14 protein-coding genes are annotated in these 16,765 nt (G+C 44.4%); 7 read left to right on the top strand and 7 right to left on the bottom strand.

All coding sequences use genetic code 11. The features are described from left to right. Positions 1–4 precede the first annotated feature (4 nt). On the bottom strand, positions 5–2,158 hold the full coding sequence (locus tag DQX04_RS08690; RefSeq protein WP_207916293.1) for a TonB-dependent siderophore receptor: 2,154 nt from the start codon (positions 2,156–2,158) through the stop codon (positions 5–7). A gap of 110 nt (positions 2,159–2,268) precedes the next feature. After that, positions 2,269–3,129: a hypothetical protein gene (locus DQX04_RS08685; RefSeq protein ID WP_111915492.1), complete on the bottom strand. Its 861-nt coding sequence runs from the start codon at positions 3,127–3,129 to the stop codon at positions 2,269–2,271. 112 nt (positions 3,130–3,241) lie between these two features. On the opposite strand from DQX04_RS08685, the gene DQX04_RS08680 reads away from it, so the two are divergent. Next, positions 3,242–3,934: a GPP34 family phosphoprotein gene (locus tag DQX04_RS08680; protein ID WP_111915491.1), complete on the top strand. Its 693-nt coding sequence runs from the start codon at positions 3,242–3,244 to the stop codon at positions 3,932–3,934. A 29-nt stretch (positions 3,935–3,963) separates the two neighbouring features. On the opposite strand, the gene DQX04_RS08675 is transcribed toward DQX04_RS08680, so the two are convergent. Then, on the bottom strand, positions 3,964–6,729 hold the full coding sequence (locus DQX04_RS08675; protein WP_111915490.1) for an EAL domain-containing protein: 2,766 nt from the start codon (positions 6,727–6,729) through the stop codon (positions 3,964–3,966). A gap of 215 nt (positions 6,730–6,944) precedes the next feature. On the opposite strand from DQX04_RS08675, the gene DQX04_RS08670 reads away from it, so the two are divergent. After that, on the top strand, positions 6,945–8,618 hold the full coding sequence (locus DQX04_RS08670; RefSeq protein ID WP_111915489.1) for a sensor domain-containing diguanylate cyclase: 1,674 nt from the start codon (positions 6,945–6,947) through the stop codon (positions 8,616–8,618). Here DQX04_RS08670 and DQX04_RS08665 read toward each other — a convergent pair. Genes DQX04_RS08665 through DQX04_RS08655 form a run of 3 tightly spaced genes read right to left on the bottom strand, consistent with a single transcriptional unit; the run spans position 8,608 to position 11,372 of the window. Then, positions 8,608–9,882, bottom strand: coding sequence for an amidohydrolase family protein (locus tag DQX04_RS08665; protein WP_111915488.1), 1,275 nt, complete (start codon positions 9,880–9,882; stop codon positions 8,608–8,610). The genes DQX04_RS08670 and DQX04_RS08665 overlap by 11 nt on opposite strands. Positions 9,883–9,895: 13 nt before the next feature. Continuing rightward, positions 9,896–10,633 (bottom strand): ABC transporter permease, encoded by a 738-nt coding sequence (locus DQX04_RS08660; RefSeq protein ID WP_111915487.1) that lies wholly within the window; start codon positions 10,631–10,633, stop codon positions 9,896–9,898. Beyond that, positions 10,626–11,372, bottom strand: a complete 747-nt coding sequence (locus DQX04_RS08655; RefSeq protein WP_111915486.1) for an ABC transporter ATP-binding protein — start codon at positions 11,370–11,372, stop codon at positions 10,626–10,628. Before DQX04_RS08655 ends, DQX04_RS08660 begins: the two co-directional genes overlap by 8 nt. Positions 11,373–11,495: 123 nt before the next feature. On the opposite strand from DQX04_RS08655, the gene DQX04_RS08650 reads away from it, so the two are divergent. Further along, positions 11,496–12,608 carry a sensor histidine kinase gene (locus tag DQX04_RS08650; protein ID WP_207916294.1) on the top strand — a complete coding sequence of 371 codons (1,113 nt, stop codon included), beginning with the start codon at positions 11,496–11,498 and terminating at the stop codon, positions 12,606–12,608. Further along, positions 12,605–13,201: a DNA-binding response regulator gene (locus tag DQX04_RS08645; protein ID WP_111915485.1), complete on the top strand. Its 597-nt coding sequence runs from the start codon at positions 12,605–12,607 to the stop codon at positions 13,199–13,201. Before DQX04_RS08650 ends, DQX04_RS08645 begins: the two co-directional genes overlap by 4 nt. Before the next feature lies 1 nt (position 13,202). Here DQX04_RS08645 and DQX04_RS08640 read toward each other — a convergent pair whose 3' ends face one another. Beyond that, positions 13,203–13,457, bottom strand: a complete 255-nt coding sequence (locus DQX04_RS08640; RefSeq protein ID WP_111915484.1) for a TIGR03643 family protein — start codon at positions 13,455–13,457, stop codon at positions 13,203–13,205. Between the two features lie 148 nt (positions 13,458–13,605). Between DQX04_RS08640 and pyp the strand changes: the two genes are divergently transcribed. Genes pyp through hutH form a run of 3 tightly spaced genes read left to right on the top strand, consistent with a single transcriptional unit; the run spans position 13,606 to position 16,765 of the window. Further along, complete coding sequence (gene pyp, locus DQX04_RS08635) at positions 13,606–13,983, top strand: photoactive yellow protein (RefSeq protein WP_111915483.1); 378 nt, start codon at positions 13,606–13,608, stop codon at positions 13,981–13,983. Then, a complete protein-coding gene (locus tag DQX04_RS08630) occupies positions 13,983–15,233 on the top strand; it encodes an AMP-binding protein (RefSeq protein WP_111915482.1) in 1,251 nt (416 codons plus the stop codon). The genes pyp and DQX04_RS08630 overlap by 1 nt, the downstream gene beginning before the upstream one ends. Next, positions 15,233–16,765 carry a histidine ammonia-lyase gene (gene hutH / locus DQX04_RS08625; RefSeq protein ID WP_111915481.1) on the top strand — a complete coding sequence of 511 codons (1,533 nt, stop codon included), beginning with the start codon at positions 15,233–15,235 and terminating at the stop codon, positions 16,763–16,765. The genes DQX04_RS08630 and hutH overlap by 1 nt, the downstream gene beginning before the upstream one ends.

Genomic DNA, 16,765 nt, shown 5'->3' with positions numbered 1-16,765 from the left:
TCGATTAAAAACTCCAAGCAATCGACGCTGAATAGTTGCGTGGCGCACCGTAGTATCCTTGCGCCCAAACCAAGCTATTGATGTACTTTTTGTCGAGTACGTTGTTGGCATTAAATGACAAACGTAAATTGTCGTTCAATTGGTAACTAGCCATTAGGTTTAAGCGTCCATAAGCACCTTGTGTAGTTACAATCGTTTCTCCTTCGTTAGCGTAAAAGTCGCCAACCACGCCTTGCACTCGGCTAATGGTGTCTTGCCACTGGAAGCTAGCACCTAACTTCAACGCTTCAATGCTTGCAGGGGTATAGGTCATGCTGGCGCGGAACAAATTTTCAGGCGTGTAATCTGCAACCATGTCGTCACCGTCGATATTAAATGACGTCAATGACACGCTCGCTTGTAAACCACGCGTTAATTCACCCGCAATTTCCATTTCTACACCGCGGCTACGCACACCGTCTGCTGCACGGTAGATAGTTTCAGGAGCATTGGTTTCTGGGTTTACAACCGTACCATTCGCAACAGCTAGGTTTTCTTGTTCAACATTGAAAATAGCTCCCGAAAATAGAGCTTTTCCGTCAAATAGCTCTGTTTTAACGCCTAGTTCGGTATTTTTACCCGTTAAAGCAGGCAGACGCTCAAAATTCTCGTCTTTCTGGTTCTGCGCCATAAATGTTTCGGTGTAAGAGGCATATACGGTGGTTTCCGGGCTAAACATGTGGGTAAAACCGATATAAGGGATAAACTCAGCGTCATCGCGGGTTTCGTCTACGCCATAACCTACACCTTCGGTTTCAAACTCGTTGTAGCGACCACCGATGAGTAAGTGAGTATCTAATGAGAGCGCTAAACGAGCCTGCGCATATATTGCCCGTTGGGTGTTGTCGATAACACTGCCAGCCAAGCCGTCAGTAAATTCTGGAAACGGAGTATTACCATTCCAGTCTTCAAGCGCAGGCATAGCAGGGAAGCCGTTGCCTGTATGGAAGTCGTATAAAGACGTGTCTACATAATCTAAGCGAGAGTAGTTTGCGCCGACTACAAATTGATGTGACTCACCGAAAGCGTCGAACATAGTGGTTAGATACGCATCAAAAGTGTCTTGTTCGTCGTCTAAGTCGTACTCACTACCATAACCAATTAATCCTAAACCGGTGTCTGGGTTTAATCCTTGGTTTGTGTCTGCAAGGTAGGTGTAGAACAACATGCTGTCTTCGTCGGTACGAACACGGTTGTATGCCACGCGAAGCGTGGTGTTTTCGCTAAGTACTGACTCTACATCAATAAAGCTACGTTGCTCTTTAACGTTCCATTCAGACCAGTCGGCAGCAATGTTAGTTGAGCGATCAAAGTTCGTTGGTGTGCCGTCGCCATAGTGAAGGGTTAGCGCACCCCACATATTTCCGTCAGTTTCACTGCGGTGCTCGCTATGACCAATCGTAATGAGCGTATTCGTACCTGGCGCGAAGTCGATCACACCATAAATTACTTGCGTTGAGTTCTCGTAACGGTCGAGATAAGACTCAGAGTCGTCGTTCACTAAAACAACCCGACCACGCAAGTAGCGATTAAGTACACGGGAAAAGTCTGCTTCTGCGCGCTGCCCGCTCCAAGAGCTTGTAGTAAAACTCACTGAGCCAGAGTTTTCAGCCTGTGGGCGCTTACGAACCATGTTTACGGTTGCGGCAGGGCTTCCCACACCAGTCATAATACCGTTTGCGCCATGCACAATTTCAACACGCTCATATAGCGCGGTGTCCATGCGGCCATGAGAGTTACTATTAATAAGCGGAAGACCTAAACCGTCGATTTGAAAGTTATTGAGTTCAAAGCCACGAGAAGAGTAGTAAGTGCGGTCAGTTTCAACTTGCTCAACGTTAATCGTAGCCGAGTTCTCTAGCAAACTGTTGATGTCGTTAAGTTGAAAGTCTGCGATACGTTCGCCATTGATCACTGAAACCATTTGTGGCGTGTCTTTCATATCTAAATCGAGTCGTGAACTAGACTGCTGGTCTTGCACACGGTAGCCAGACTGTTGCTGACCACGAACCTCGATATGTTCAATAGTGTCCTCAGTACCTTGGTCGGCTGCAAGCACAGCAGTTACCGGTAAACCAGCCACAAATAATGCAAGTGTCAGGGTTGAAAACTTACCCACGATAAACTCCTCAACAGATTAGTTAGCGAATATTTTGCGAATGATAATCTAAATGCAAATTATTCTCAACACCGTTAAGGTCTGTTTTTTGAATGCTGGTTTTAGTTGTTTTAATCCTCTACGAAGCGTTGAAATGCCTCGCTTAATGCGCCGATGGAGTCAAATTCAAGAAATGAAGCAAGGTTTTCAATATCCGAGTCGGGCTGTGCGTAGCGAATAAGTTGCTGACGTTGTTCTGGGGTTGTGCGGCTAAAAATGAAGTCGCCAAAATGTGCAGACTGCAGATAAAAGTGGATCAATTCATTGTCGTCGGTGGTAAGGCGAATGGTTTGCTGGCTGCTTCCGTTGCCTTGGCGTGCGGCCAATATCGCTGCAACTCGAGCTTCTATTTGTGCATAAACGGGGTGTTTGTTTGTAAGGTATTGCTCTAACGGTGTAATGGGAAAGTCCTGGTCTCGACGGCTTTGTGCTACATCACCTTGTTCACATGCGACTGCAATTGTTTCGTCTAGCCAGTCGTTAATTTGGCCGTGCCCGTATGCAGGAATTTGTCCGCCGCTAGTTTGTGGAATGCCCTGACTGGTCACATAGTCGATAAACCATAGATGACAGGTTTCGTGTGCAATGATTGCGGCGAAGGTGCGGTCTGGCCCCTTTTTTGCGGCTAACGTTTCACGAGAAAGCGCTAAATGACGAGAGCTTTGAAGCTCCGGCAGTGAGCCTAAAGTAGACTGACTATCGCTAATAAAAATATCTATTTTTTCAGGGGCTACAAACCAGTCTGTAAAGGTGCGCTCTGCCTCTAGTAGGTTGGCACGGATTTCTGAAGCATCTTCAATGTCGTGGCTGAGCAAACGAATAGAGTCGTTTTCGAAAACGGTAATCCAGTCGCTTTCTTGCTGGGGAACACTTAAAGCAGCGGTTGAAAAGGAAAAAATAGCCAACGTGATGATCGATTTAACAGTATGCATGGAATAGCGTCCTTGAATATTGATTGAATATTAGTCGCTTTTTGAAACATTTTGGTTCAATTGAAAAATGTCAGAATTCGTCAAGCAGTGCTAATCTGTTGGCGTTACTCAAATGGAGAACGCATTTATGTTAGACACGTTGAAATTACATGAAAAGCTCGTGTTATTAGCTCTGCACGGCGCAAAAGGCCGACTTCAGGTAGGCTTCCTACAGTATGGAATTGCAGCGTCTATGCTTGCAGAGCTTCTTTTGGAGCAGCAAATTGAGTTGACTGAAGGTAAAAAGAATATCGTTGTGTTGAAAGAAGGCGCAACCGCAGACGAGCCATTGCTAAGGGAAGTTATAGAGAAGCTTAGAGCGTCTAAAAAAAATAGAAAGTTAAAGCACTGGGTAACTAAGCTGGCAGCTATGAAAGGCTTGAATCACCGCGTGGCTGAAAGTTTGGCCGAAAAGCATATTGTTGAGAAAGAAATTCATAAAGTTCTTTGGGTTTTCAAAGCGCGCCGCTACACATCACAGCAACCTCGAATAGAAGCCCAGCTTATTCAAGACATACGCGACACTATTATGAAGCCGTCAGAGAATACAGACCCGCGTATGGTTTTGCTTATTTCTATCGCTAAAGCGCTTAAGATCCTTGGGAAAGCGTTGAGCAAGAAAGAGTTAAAAGAACACAAAGCAGCAATCGAGAATATCGCGAAAGGCAATCAGTTCGGTGAGCTGACTAAAGAAATCATTGCTGCCATTGAGGTTACCGTGATTATAGCGGCAACCGTGCCGGCAATTTCTGCTGCGACTGGCTGATTTGCGTTAAGCCAGAAACGTTCAGCTGTTCACTGAGCGGAATTCTGGCTGGTAATGAAGGCAAAAAGTTTTCTGGCAGTAAGAGGCTTACTGAAATAATAACCCTGTATTTCATCACAGGTGAGTTCAGTAAGTTTCTCTAGCTCTTCTTTTGTTTCCACTCCTTCAGCAATAGTTTTAACGCCGAGGCCGTGAGCCAGATCGATAATACTGCGAGCAATCGAAATACCTTTGTGAGATTTATGTACATTGGTCACAAACGAGCGGTCTATTTTTAATTTGTCTATACCGAAACGCTGCAAGTAGCTAATTGACGAGTGCCCTGTTCCGAAGTCGTCTAACGCTATTTTGAATCCTTCGGCGCGCAAAGCTTGAATAGTCTTTAAAGCTTGCTCTGGATGATGCATTGCCAAAGTTTCGGTTAATTCCAGCTCAATTTCATGAGGCTCTACATTTAGCGGCTCTAAGTTTGCCAATAACTTATCGATAAGCTCGGGGTCTTCAAAACGCACGGATGACAAATTAATAGACAGTTGGAAGTCTTTTAAACCTTGCTCTTTCCAATCATGTAGCTGCTGTACGGCATTTAAAAATACCCAGCGGTCTATATCGCCTATGAGGCCGCCCATTTCTGCAAGCGGAATAAATTCTCCAGGCGGCACAACGCCAAGCGTTGAAGACTCCCATCGCACTAAAACTTCCGCGCCAAAAGGAACGGTTTCGTGAGTTCGTACTTGCGGCTGGAATACTAAATGAAATTCGTTCTTTTCAATGGCGAAATTTAACGCATTAAGAATTTGAAGCTGTCGGTTTGCTTCTTGTTGTAACCGTGGTTCAAAAAACTGGAAGTTATTTCGTCCGCTTTGTTTTGCGTGGTACATGGCTGCTTCTGCCGAACGCAACGTGTCTTCCACCGAGTGAATGACCTTTTTGTATAAATGAATACCGATAGACGCGGTGACCACAATGACTTCTGCGCTTACCTTTATGGGCTTGCGAATGGCGGCAAGCAATTCATCGGCAATTTGCGCTGCCTCATTTGCTGGAGTTTCTGGAGCAATGCCTGCGAAAACATCTCCGGAGAGTCGGAAAGCTTTACCATGATTAGCCATAACTCTTGCTACTGCTTCCCCAAGCGTGAATAAAACATGGTTACCCACCTCTATGCCTAATCCGTCGTTTACGAGTTTGAAGTTATCTAAATCAATATAGAAAACCGCTCCTTGAGGCTCTTTTAAGTTGCCATAGGTCGACTCAAACGCGTTGCCATTGGGTAGCTTGGTGATTTCGTCGTAATAAAAAAGTTGGTCTACACGGGCTTGGCTTTCTAGTAGTTCGGTAACGTCGGGTTGGAAAGAAATGTATTTATAGGTTTCGCCTTCTTCATTGTGAATGGGGTAAATCGTAGCTCGTTGAACTATCTCATTACCTTGCGCATCGACATTAATGATGTCGCCTTGCCACATGGTTTTGTTTACTAATTTTTCCCACATATCTTCGTATATTGCAGGTCTGTTTTTTGCCGAGGCTACTATATTGGGGTTTTTCCCTAAAAGCTCAGGCAGGGAGTAGCCAGAAAAGCGAGAATAAGCTTGGTTTGCATATTCAATTTCGGCTTTGGTATTGGTAATTAAAATAGGAATAGGACTTTGGTCAACCACCATAGACAGCGTTCTTATTTCTTCCAACTGTTGAACTCTGTCTGAGATATTTCGTGCGACAACGAGGTATGTAGTTTGTTCTCCAGGGGCGCTTTTATTTAGTGCTACGGAAGCTTCCACAAAGTACTCGTGGCACAGCTCAAATACACTGCGTTTACTTTTACCTGAACGAAATGCTTGAACCATTGCTACTTTCAGTTGCTTTCCTGCTTTGTCGGGAAGTATTTGAAAAATATTTTGACCAAGCGGGTCCTGGGGTATTAAATCAGCCGTTTCATGGTTCGAATAAATGTGAATAATTTCTCCGTCTTTTGTAATTTCAAAAACAGAGTCTGGCAGGGTGCTGATAGTGGCTGAAAGTTGATGTTTAGCTTCGGCAAGAGACACGTAGGGCAGCGTAACAGCCTCCACAAACACAGCTCGATATAAAAACAGATAAGCAAATAATTTAAAAACATGTCCGAAAAGATTGAAAATATCAGTTACGTCGGCGTATAGCGTGAAGAAATATTCACTAATAATGACAATCAAGGCTACGTTAAGTAGTGCGCTGTTATTTGTGCCCGTTTTTCGGTTTTTTAATGAAATAAAAAATAGGGTCGCGGCGCATGCGTTGATAGCAATAAGCACATACTCGAAGCTTTTTTTGAAGAAAGTAAGCCCGGTGGTCGAATCGAACGTGTCAGGGATAAGTTGTGGTTGAAATAACACCAGGTAAATAACGACCAAGCTCAGAACCAGCATGCTACTGAGTAACTTATAACTATTAAACTTGGGTATTTTTACCCATGGCGCAACCGCCAAAATAAGTAGAGCAATCGAGCCTGCTAATCGAGCGGCCAACCAAAAATTGATTGCTTTCTCGGGCCCTGCAGGAGTTACAAAGTTAGGCATTCCCGAGTAGGAAAGGGTGTGGCAGAAGTCTAAAATCGCCACCACTAGCATTAAACACCCCATCACAACCAAATTGTATGACTGGGTGAACCTACGGGTATTCCAAACCACAGAAAATAAAAGTACGGAAACCACCACGGAGCTAATTTCAAAGATGGTATGTAATTCAAGAAATGCTGGCTGAATGGAAAATACACCGCTAATTTGAGCCACAAAGCCAAAAGCTGCCACAACTAACATAATTAAAAAGAGCGCGCGGCTTTGTTTAAAATCTTTCCTATGAGAAGCGTGTATGTTCAAGGGTTAGGTTCCCGTGCTCAATTTCATTACTAGTTGTTAATGCTACCAACAAAAAAGCACTAAAGAGTTGATATAAATCAATCCAACAATACTCAAAGTAAATTATATTATAACTGATATTATTGAAAGCTAATATAAATACTTGGTCGTATGCCATGACTAACCGAGATTTCGAACAACTCGCGCAAGATAACCATCTCATATTGGAAGGCGGTAACGTCGGAACTTGGGTGTGGAATGTACAAACTGGGGAAACGCGTTTTAATGAAGCATGGGCCAATATTATTGGTTATACACTTAGTGAAATTTCTCCTGTTTCCATTGAAACTTGGATGAGTTTTGCCCACGAAGAAGATCTCGAATTGTCCAACCAAAAGTTGCAAGAACACTTCACTGGAAAAACCGAGCAATATGTTTGTGAAGCACGTATGAGGCACAAACAAGGCCACTTAGTTAAAGTGCTCGATAAGGGTAAAGTTTTCACATGGGACAAAGACGGTAACCCCGAATGGATGTACGGCATTCATGTAGACATTACCGAGCAGTGGGAAAAAGAAAAAGAAATAGAGCGGCTAAAGCAAAAATTAGAGCTATTTACCGACAATCTTCCTGGTTTCGTATACCAATACAAAATCGATAGCCAAGGCAATGCATCCTTTCCATTTGCATCTGCGAAAGTTGAAGAAATATATGGCTGTAAGCCAGAACAGATTATAGAAGACGCCTCTATTGTAATGGATGTGCTGTCGCCGAAAGACCGACACAGAGTAGAAAATAGCATTTCTAAATCGATGCAGTATTCTCAAGATTGGAATGCAAGCTATCGTGTGAACCATCCGCAAAAAGGTGAGATTTGGGTAGAAGGGAAATCGACACCACAGAAAATGGAGGACGGCTCTGTTATTTGGCATGGTTATTTACACGATGTAACCGAGGAAATGCGCCAAAGAGAGCAGCTGAAATTAATGTCCGCCGTATTTTCTGCAACAAACCAATCGGTCATGATAGCGGACAGTTCAGCGCGAATTACTGACGTAAATAAGGCCTTTGAACACCTCACAGGGTATAGCAAAGAAGAGGTTGTGGGTAACAACCCTTCCATGCTTTCTTCGGGTCGCCAACCTAAATCATTCTACCAAGCAATGTGGGCAGAAATTACCCAAACGGGCCATTGGAAAGGGGAGCTGTGGAATCGGAAGAAGTCAGGTGAAGCCTTTCCGCAATTGTTGACTATCGACGCTTTGATGGGTGAAGACGGCGAAATTACGCACTACATTGGCGTGTCCAATGACATTTCGGAGTTGATTGCAAAGCAAGACAAACTTGAGGGCTTGGTGCACGAAGATCCACTTACGGGCTTGTTGAATCGTAGGGCGCTAGATAGAGAACTAGAAGAGCTTATTAGTAGCGAAGCTTACCGCGAGGATAAAGAACATTTGTCGGCGGTTTTATACTTTGACTTAGATAACTTCAAGTCGCTGAATGATCATGTGGGACATGCTGCTGGTGATGATTTCTTAGTGGAGTTAGCAGTTTTATTGAAGTCAGAGTTACGTGAAAGTGATGTGTTGTCTCGTGTGGGTGGTGACGAGTTTGTCGCTGTAATCAATGGTGTTAAATCTAAAACCTTCATCGACGAAATTGTGAAACGTTTTGAAGACGCCACCCAAAAACTGGCTAAGCAATATAAAAGCCCTAAGCCAGTGGGTGTTAGTATTGGAGTAGCTTATTACCCGGTAGACGCAAAAACTTCCAAGGCACTTTTAGAACTTGCAGACCAACGCATGTACGCCATTAAAAAGGCTCACAAAACAGAGCTCACTGAGTAGCTACACTAAAGCCATTTTTCCAAACCTCATGCGGTGTTAAAAACACACTTAGGTCGGTTAAAGGTGAACTGTCCAGTACTACGAAGTCTGCCCGTACACCGGGTTGAATAACTCCTCTGTGTTCTAACGAAAACGCCTGCGCTGTATTTGCAGTTGCAGCTCGGATAACCTCTGCCGCAGGCATGCCAGCTTTTTGTAGCATGAGCATTTCAGTAATAAGTGACCAACCATGAGCAGTATTTGGGTTGGGGGCGTCGCTTCCCGCTAGAATAGGAATACCCGCTTCATGCATTTTGCCTGTTGTCTCAAGCAGGTTGTTATAAAAATGCGCAGGGAATTGGTTATCCGCTCCAAAGCTCCGTTGCAATGTGCTTCGTGCTGATCTTTCTATAGTTAATGAGTCATTAGAATACAAAACCTCTTGGTTCAACTCATCGCGAAGCATGCCCTCGTATACAATCATGGTAGGAATAACAAAGGTACCGTTTGCTTGCATGAGGCTAATTAGTTCGTCTGAAACTACTTGGTCAAAAAAACTATGCACTAAACCGTCTGCTCCGGCTCTCACTGCGTCTAATGCTGAATCATGGTCTGCAATGTGAACAATTGCCAGCATGTCGTTAGCATGTGCTGCCTCGATTACTGCGGTTAGCTCTTCCAATGAAATAGAAGGTGCATGTTGGTATGTCGAGGTTTCGCGGGTGTAAACAATTTTAATAAAGTCGGAACCACTCTCTATACGTTGCTCGACAAGTTGCTCTGCTTGGTCTGGCGAACTCATGGTTGGTACCGAAATTCCATATTGGGTGCCGTGTCCATCTGGCGCGGTAACTAAAAGCCCTGCACCAAAAATATCAGCATTGTGGGTGTACTCGGAGACTTCGCGTTGGGCTCGGTGTTGCATCAAAAAGTTGGGGTCGCCAAACATATCAACAACAGTGGTTACACCGCGAGAAAGGGTTTGAACTAAAGCGTTGCCCCACGCATGAACGTGAGCGTCTATTAACCCTGGAGTTACCCAGCGGCTTTGGCCATCGATGTGAACTAAATCGCTATCCGGCATCGACTCGTGCAATGCGTAAATATGCCCGTCTCTCACTTCCATGAACTTTTCCTGGATAGCATCACGACCATCGAAAATGTGAACAGGTCCAAGAATAAAATTATTTGATTTCGCATCCGGAGTTGGGTCTGGTGTTGGCAGTAATGCGAAAGCCGAAATGAACACTGCGAGTACTGCAATAATGAGAAAAATCTTTTTCATAGTTCATCCCTCCTTATTTAGACATGCGCTGAAAGCGCCACGCCACAACAGCAAGCATTGCCGCTGAGAAAGCCACTAAGTAAGTAACATGCAGCAACAAGGATTGCCCTTGGTCAGTACCAATCACTGCGTGTGCGAGCTGCGAATAATGGTAAGCAGGAAGCCACTGAGCAATAGTGCCAACGAAGTCTGGAAGAATAGAAATAGGCATCCAAAGGCCTGAAAGGAAAGCCATCGGTAGGTAAATCAGGTTAACGAGCGCTGGCGCAGCTTTATCGGAAAGGCACAGGCCTAGTAATAAGCCAATGAGTGCAAATGGAAGCGTGCCCAAAAGTAGAATGATGAATAAACTAACCCATTGCCACGGCCACAGTTGCACGTTCGCAAAGACTGCCGAAACCACAAACAGAATAAGAGCGATACAGGCTGCAAAAACCAAACTACTGAAAAACTTAGCCACAATATATGCAGATAGCGGCATCGGAGACGTGCGCTTTAAAGTAAGCCATCCGTGTGCTCGGTCGCTAGCCACCGCCGTCGCATAATTGAACATGGAAGGCCCCATCATGCCAAAGCATGCGTAAGACACCAGCATGTATTCGGCGTGCCCCGAACTCATATTAAAAACAATGCCAAAGAACACGTAGAAAACCACTGGAAAAAGAATGGCGGGCAAGAAAAATGCTGGGGTGCGCCATAAGCTTAACAAGTCATAATAACTTTCTTTGAGGTAGATATTTTGGTTATGCATGAGTGGACTCCGAAGTGCTGGTTTCACGATTTTGGGTGATAAATTCAAGGTATGCGGACTCTAGAGAATCATGTTCGCCAATCACTTCTTGTAAGGTTCCCTGCTTTAATATGGAACCATCACTTAAAATGGCTACGCGGTCTGCTAAGCGTTCAGCCTCCTCTATATAGTGAGTGGTAAGTACAATGCTGGCGCCTACTGCTTTTGCTTGTTCAACTTGCTGCCAAAGTTGGAACCTAGCTTCAATGTCCATTCCCACCGTCGGTTCGTCTAAAAACAAAAGATCAGGGTTGCCGGTAACAGCAATCGCAAATAGCACTTGCTGGCGCTGTCCGCCGGAAATTTTGCCGAATTTTTGCTGAGCGATATTTTCGAGTTTAAATTTTTCGATTAATTTCTCCGCGCTTAATCCAGTCGGGTAATAGCTAGAAAACAAATCGAGTTGTTCATAAACCTTTAGGCTTGCGTTCAATGACCCAACTTGCATCATCACGCCTATGCGGCTTTTAAGGTGTTGCGAGCGGGTATGGTTGGCCTGTTTTTCACCTAATATTTCCAAACAGTCTGCTTGATAGGTATGAAGTCCAAGAACGCTTTGAATGAGGCTAGTTTTACCCGCACCATTTTTCCCAAGCACGGCTAGTACCTCGCCGGAATTAGCTTGCAGGTTTACTTGGGTAAGTGCGTGTTTGTTTCCATAAGACTTATTCAGGTTTTTAATATTCAAGCTCAGTGTCATCTTTCAGGTCCCATGATGTGTGATGGGAGAACTTTAACGATCAGGGTTTAACTTCGGCAGTGTCGTTTGTCAGCAATGGTTCATGACATTTGTCACTAGAGATAGGGGCAATAAATCTTCATAATGAAATTCGATTTATTGTCAGGTGCAGCTATGACTGAAGAGCAAACTGATCCTAACCAAAAGCACGGTTGGATTTACTTATTTAACCTGGGTTTTTACATCTTGCCTATGGTGTTGTTTCCATATTCCTGGGAACAAATAGCGGTTCTTTCGGTTGCGTTAGTTGCATTTGTTGCCCTTTATTTATACTGCTTTCAACTGCCTCCACAACGCATGTGGCTTCCTATTATTGGCATGTTTGTTATTGCTTGTTTGGTTACACCACTTAATTCAGGTTCTATAGCTTTATTTAGTTATGTTGGCTTTTTTGTCGGTTTTGCTTATCGCTGGCGTATCGCTTTATTTGCTGTTATTGGCGTTATTGCAACTATGGCCATGTTTCATTTCTGGTGGGGCGTTGGCTGGGACCTATTTATTCATTACGGCTCTGTAATCGTCATAACGGTAGCTATTTTTGGACGCGTAGAGCGGTTACGGCAGCGTTATGCGCGTGAGAAGCAGCGCAGCGAAGACGAAATAGAAAGGTTGGCTAAAAATGTAGAACGGGAACGCATAGCCCGAGATCTACATGACATCTTGGGGCATACACTCTCGAGTATTATTCTGAAATCGGACTTAGCGAAAGCGCAGTTAAGTAAGCAGCAATACGCTGAAGCGGAGCAACAGCTTGCGGAACTCAGTGATATAGCGCGGCAAAGCCTGTCTCAGGTGCGGCAAAGTGTGTCGGGATACCAGCACGGTGGTTTAGTACTTGAACTGAAAAGACTTGAGCACAGATTACATGACGCAGGATTTCAAACCGCGATCAGTGGTTTGCCGCCGCAAATTGAAAAGACTCGAGAAACCGCGCTCGTTTTGGCACTTACCGAGCTTGTTACCAATATTATTCGACACAGCAAAGGGCAAAACTGCGAGATACATTTCGACGAAACTTCAGATACTTATATGGTTCGCGTTGTTGACAATGGTGAATGCGAAGGCGTTAAAGAAGGTAATGGCCTGTCGGGCGTTTCAAAGCGACTAAAAGAGCTGGGTGGTTCGGTAGACATTGCCAATAATCGCGGTTGTGCTGTTACGCTTATGCTCCCTAAACAAGCCAGGGAGGCCGTATGAAAATACTACTCGCGGAAGACCAAACGATGGTGCGAACTGCGCTAGCAAGTTTATTGAGACTAGAGAGCGATTATGAGGTTGAAGAAGCTGAAGATGGCTTAATTGCTCAGCAAAAATTACTGCAAAGCGAATACGACATCGTACTCACAGATATAGAAATGCCAAACATGACGGGCTTGGAACTCGCGAGCTGGTTGGTGAAGAACAAGCCTGAAGTCAAAACAGCCATAATTACAACGTTTAATCGTGCGGGATATATCAAAAGAGCTTTAGACGCTTCAGTGCAAGGGTTCTTATTGAAAGACGCTCCGATTGACGTGTTGGTAAGTTCACTGAAGCGTATTGCCAATGGCGAGCAAGTTATTAGCAACGAGCTGTTGCTCCAAGCGTTGGGCCAGGAGGATCCCTTAACGGACAAGGAAAGAAAAGCCCTTAAGCTTGCGGGTGAGGGTATGTCGACCCAAACCATTGCAAAAGAATTGTTCATTGCTGAGGGTACGGCTAGAAACTATTTGTCTGAAGCGATGAGTAAAATGCACGCGTCTAACCGAGTAGAAGCCGCCAGAATTGCACACCAAAAAGGCTGGCTCTAATTTAACGGAGTTTATACTGGGTTGGACAATACCCGCGTATGACACCTTCCGGCCTTTTGCTTTTATGCTTCGTTACTCTGCCACTCACCCGAGCACGCCAGTTTTTGAAGGCTTTGGGCTTGAGTTCACGCCGCATGAGTTTAATGACCTCGGGTTCGCTAAGGCCGTAAAGTGCCTCAATGGCCTCGAAAGGTGTTCTGTCTTCCCAAGCCATTTCTATAATTCTAGATTGGTCTTCCTCTGAAAAACCTGACATTCGTATTCCCGGCTCTTTGAAATGTTTCAGTGTGCTTCCTATTACGCAAATTTTCTCAATTTGGTGCAGCAGAGGCTTTTGGAAATGTTTTGATCTTTATTGAAAAAATAAATGTAAAGCTAGAGTGAATTCAAAAAAGGAGATGAAAATGGAAGTTATTCAATTTGGTAGTGATGATGTGGAAAACAAGCTTTCAAGCATGAGCAAAGATCAATTTGATGATGTTGCTTTTGGAGCGATTCAGCTTGATGCGCAGGGCAACATTTTAAAATATAACGCCGCAGAGGGCGATATTACAGGAAGAAACCCTGAAGAGGTTGTTGGAAAAAACTTTTTCACGCAAGTTGCGCCGTGTACAAATAGCCCTGAGTTTAAAGGGAAGTTTGATGAGGGTGTAAAAAACGACGATTTAAACACAATGTTTGAGTATACGTTTGACTATGAAATGAAACCAACACAGGTGAAAGTTCACATGAAAAAAGCGATGGTCGGTGATTCTTACTGGGTGTTTGTGAAGCGCCTGTAATGTCCAACCGGAGCTTAAAATGGGCTCCAGTCATCGGCAGTTTAATTGCCGATGAACTGGTTCATCTGAGGAAATCAGATCCGAATTCAGACGCAGAGCTTTTAAAAAGTCGAGTTTGGAGTGCGCAGACAAAAATTTCGTTGTCGGAACCATCAATTTCCGAAAAAGACGTGATTTTTCTCGATTCAATGGAGTGGATGGCTTGCGCTACGCGCGTGGTGAAATTCTTTCATATCCATGAGAGTGGTGTGGAGGACTATTTACTCAGAGTGAAAACAGTAGGACAGTGGGCCGAGGTTGTTGAGGAGAGCCGTAAGCTCGGTGCAACGTCTATCACTTTTAATACTTCAGGTTCGACAGGTACACCGAAGTCTATTCAACACGACTGGAAGGCGCTACTTTCGGAAGTTAACTTTTTCAGTTCATTCCTGCGCGAGGGGAGTGCAGCTCCTAATCGCATAATTGCGGCAGTTCCTTCCCACCATATTTATGGTTTTCTTTTTACAGTATTAATTCCAGAGCAACTCGGTATTGAGGTTCTACGTGGTATGAGGGCTCACTCCACGGTTTTTGCAGGGAAACTAGAGGCTGGCGACATTATTGTCGCGTTTCCTGGTTTTCTAAATCAGCTTGTGAAAAAGGAGATGTCTTTTCAGCCTGATGTAACTATCGTCAACTCAACGGGTCCTTGTGCTGTTCATGTGATGTCTGCGTTGAAGTCACAGGGCGTTGACACTTTAGTTGATGTTTACGGAAGCTCTGAAACAGCGGGTATTGGCTATCGCACTGAACCCGGGGAGCCGTACACTCTCCTTCCAAGATGGTTAAAACGCAAGGAAGATTGCTTAAGCGAGCGAGATACTGAGCGCGAGTTCGAAATTCAAGACCGAGTGATTTGGTTGAGCGAACAGAAGTTTCAGTTGGGTGAAAGAAAGGACCAAGCTGTTTCTATCAAGGGAATGAATGTATTCCCAAGCTATGTGTGCGAGAAACTTAAACTACATCGAGATGTTGCCGACGCTCGCGTTCGCGCGATGAACCTAGATGGCAATCACTCTTTAAAGGCCTTGATAGAAGTTGCAAGACCTCTTTGCAAACACGAGCAAGGCGTATTGATATCAGATCTTAAAGAATGGCTAAGTAAGCACTTACTTAAGCATGAAAGGCCAGTGCATTATACATTAGTGGATAAAATACCAACTACAGAAATGGGGAAAGACATGGATTGGTCGATTGAGGTGAAGTCTTAATGAGTGAGCAAGAGGTTGTTTTCGGTGAAAGGGCATTAACGCTTGAAGATATTCATGCGATAGCGATAAAGGGAGTGCCCGTAAAGCTCTCAAAAAATCGTCACTTCAAAGAAACCATTGATGCAGGCGCTAAAGTTGTTGAGAGTGTTCTGAGTCAGGAAGGGAAAGTATATGGAGTGACCACAGGATTTGGTGAAGATTGCACGCATTCGATACCTGAAGAAACCACCTCAGACCTCTCAATCAATCTCACACGCTTTCATGGCTGTGGATTGGGTGACGCTTTTAGTACTCAACAAGTCCGCGCTATTTTAGCCGTTCGTTTGTGTTCGTTAACACAAGGATATTCGGGAGTAAGCTGGGAGCTACTTGAATATCTGTGCCTGTTTTTGAACAAAAATATCTTACCCGTGATTCCGCAAGAAGGAAGTGTTGGAGCAAGCGGCGATTTAACTCCTCTATCCTACGTGGCTGGTGCCTTAATCGGCGAGAGAGATGTCTATTTTGAGGGAGAAACAAGAAGTAGTGCTGAGGTCTTTAGTCAACTTCGTATAAAGCCTTACGTGCTAAAACCTAAAGAAGCTCTGGCACTTATGAATGGTACGGCAGTGATGACCGGAATTGCTTGTTTAGCTTGGCAAAGAGCTGAATACCTCACGCGTCTTTCGACCAAAATTACCGGCCTATGTATTGCGGGCGTTGCCGGCAACACATTTCATTACGACGAATCTCTCTTTGATGTGAAGCCGCACAAAGGACAGCAAGAAGTCGCGAGTTGGTTAAGACATGATTTGAAAAACACGCAAGCGGAAGAGAACTCTAGTCGATTACAAGACAGGTACTCACTTCGTTGCGCGCCACATATTGTTGGTGCGGTGAGAGATGCCTTACCCTTCTTACGTCACACTATTGAGAATGAGCTGAACAGTGCAAACGATAACCCAATTGTTGACCCTGTAAGCAAACGAGTATTACACGGTGGTCACTTTTATGGTGGCCACATTGCAATGGCTATGGATTTGCTGAAAACACAAGTGGCTAACCTTGCAGACTTGCATGACCGGCAGATGGCCTTGTTGTTTGACCCCAAAGTGAACAATGGATTACCGAAAAATTTATCGGCTGCACCTAAAAATAAAATCGCGAGCCACCACGGTTTTAAAGCCGTTCATATCGGTTGCTCTGCATGGACAGCAGAGGCATTGAAGCTTACTATGCCGGCATCAGTTTTCTCACGTTCTACGGAGTCTCACAACCAAGATAAGGTAAGCATGGGAACTATTGCTTCGCGTGATGCAATTAGAGTACTTGAGTTGACTGAGCAGGTTGCTGTAGCGACGATGCTTGCGGCGCATCAAGCGTGCTGGCTACGACAACATAAACTCAAAGAGCAACTAGTCAGTACCGATTCGCTTAAATCTTTCAACTCATATATAAGCGAGAACTTTGAAATAGTTGTAGAAGACAGAAGGCTCGACAACGACTTAAATAGTTGGCTCAAAAGAGCTCACGCACAAACTATCCCTGTTTAG

The organism is Aliidiomarina sp. B3213 (assembly GCF_003290085.1).
In the GTDB taxonomy this organism is placed as follows: domain Bacteria; phylum Pseudomonadota; class Gammaproteobacteria; order Enterobacterales; family Alteromonadaceae; genus Aliidiomarina.
Note: the sequence above shows the minus strand (reverse complement) of the source record. Positions and strands in the feature narration are given on the sequence as shown.

Coding starts and splice junctions, on each gene's coding strand:
- DQX04_RS08665 (WP_111915488.1), bottom strand. CDS start 9,882: ATGAAAAAGATTTTTCTCATTATTGCAGTACTCGCAGTGTTCATTTCG.
- DQX04_RS08640 (WP_111915484.1), bottom strand. CDS start 13,457: ATGTCAGGTTTTTCAGAGGAAGACCAATCTAGAATTATAGAAATGGCT.
- DQX04_RS08680 (WP_111915491.1), top strand. CDS start 3,242: ATGGAGAACGCATTTATGTTAGACACGTTGAAATTACATGAAAAGCTC.
- DQX04_RS08675 (WP_111915490.1), bottom strand. CDS start 6,729: ATGTTAGTTGTGGCAGCTTTTGGCTTTGTGGCTCAAATTAGCGGTGTA.
- DQX04_RS08650 (WP_207916294.1), top strand. CDS start 11,496: ATGAAATTCGATTTATTGTCAGGTGCAGCTATGACTGAAGAGCAAACT.
- hutH (WP_111915481.1), top strand. CDS start 15,233: ATGAGTGAGCAAGAGGTTGTTTTCGGTGAAAGGGCATTAACGCTTGAA.
- DQX04_RS08660 (WP_111915487.1), bottom strand. CDS start 10,633: ATGCATAACCAAAATATCTACCTCAAAGAAAGTTATTATGACTTGTTA.
- DQX04_RS08655 (WP_111915486.1), bottom strand. CDS start 11,372: ATGACACTGAGCTTGAATATTAAAAACCTGAATAAGTCTTATGGAAAC.
- DQX04_RS08645 (WP_111915485.1), top strand. CDS start 12,605: ATGAAAATACTACTCGCGGAAGACCAAACGATGGTGCGAACTGCGCTA.
- pyp (WP_111915483.1), top strand. CDS start 13,606: ATGGAAGTTATTCAATTTGGTAGTGATGATGTGGAAAACAAGCTTTCA.
- DQX04_RS08630 (WP_111915482.1), top strand. CDS start 13,983: ATGTCCAACCGGAGCTTAAAATGGGCTCCAGTCATCGGCAGTTTAATT.
- DQX04_RS08685 (WP_111915492.1), bottom strand. CDS start 3,129: ATGCATACTGTTAAATCGATCATCACGTTGGCTATTTTTTCCTTTTCA.
- DQX04_RS08670 (WP_111915489.1), top strand. CDS start 6,945: ATGACTAACCGAGATTTCGAACAACTCGCGCAAGATAACCATCTCATA.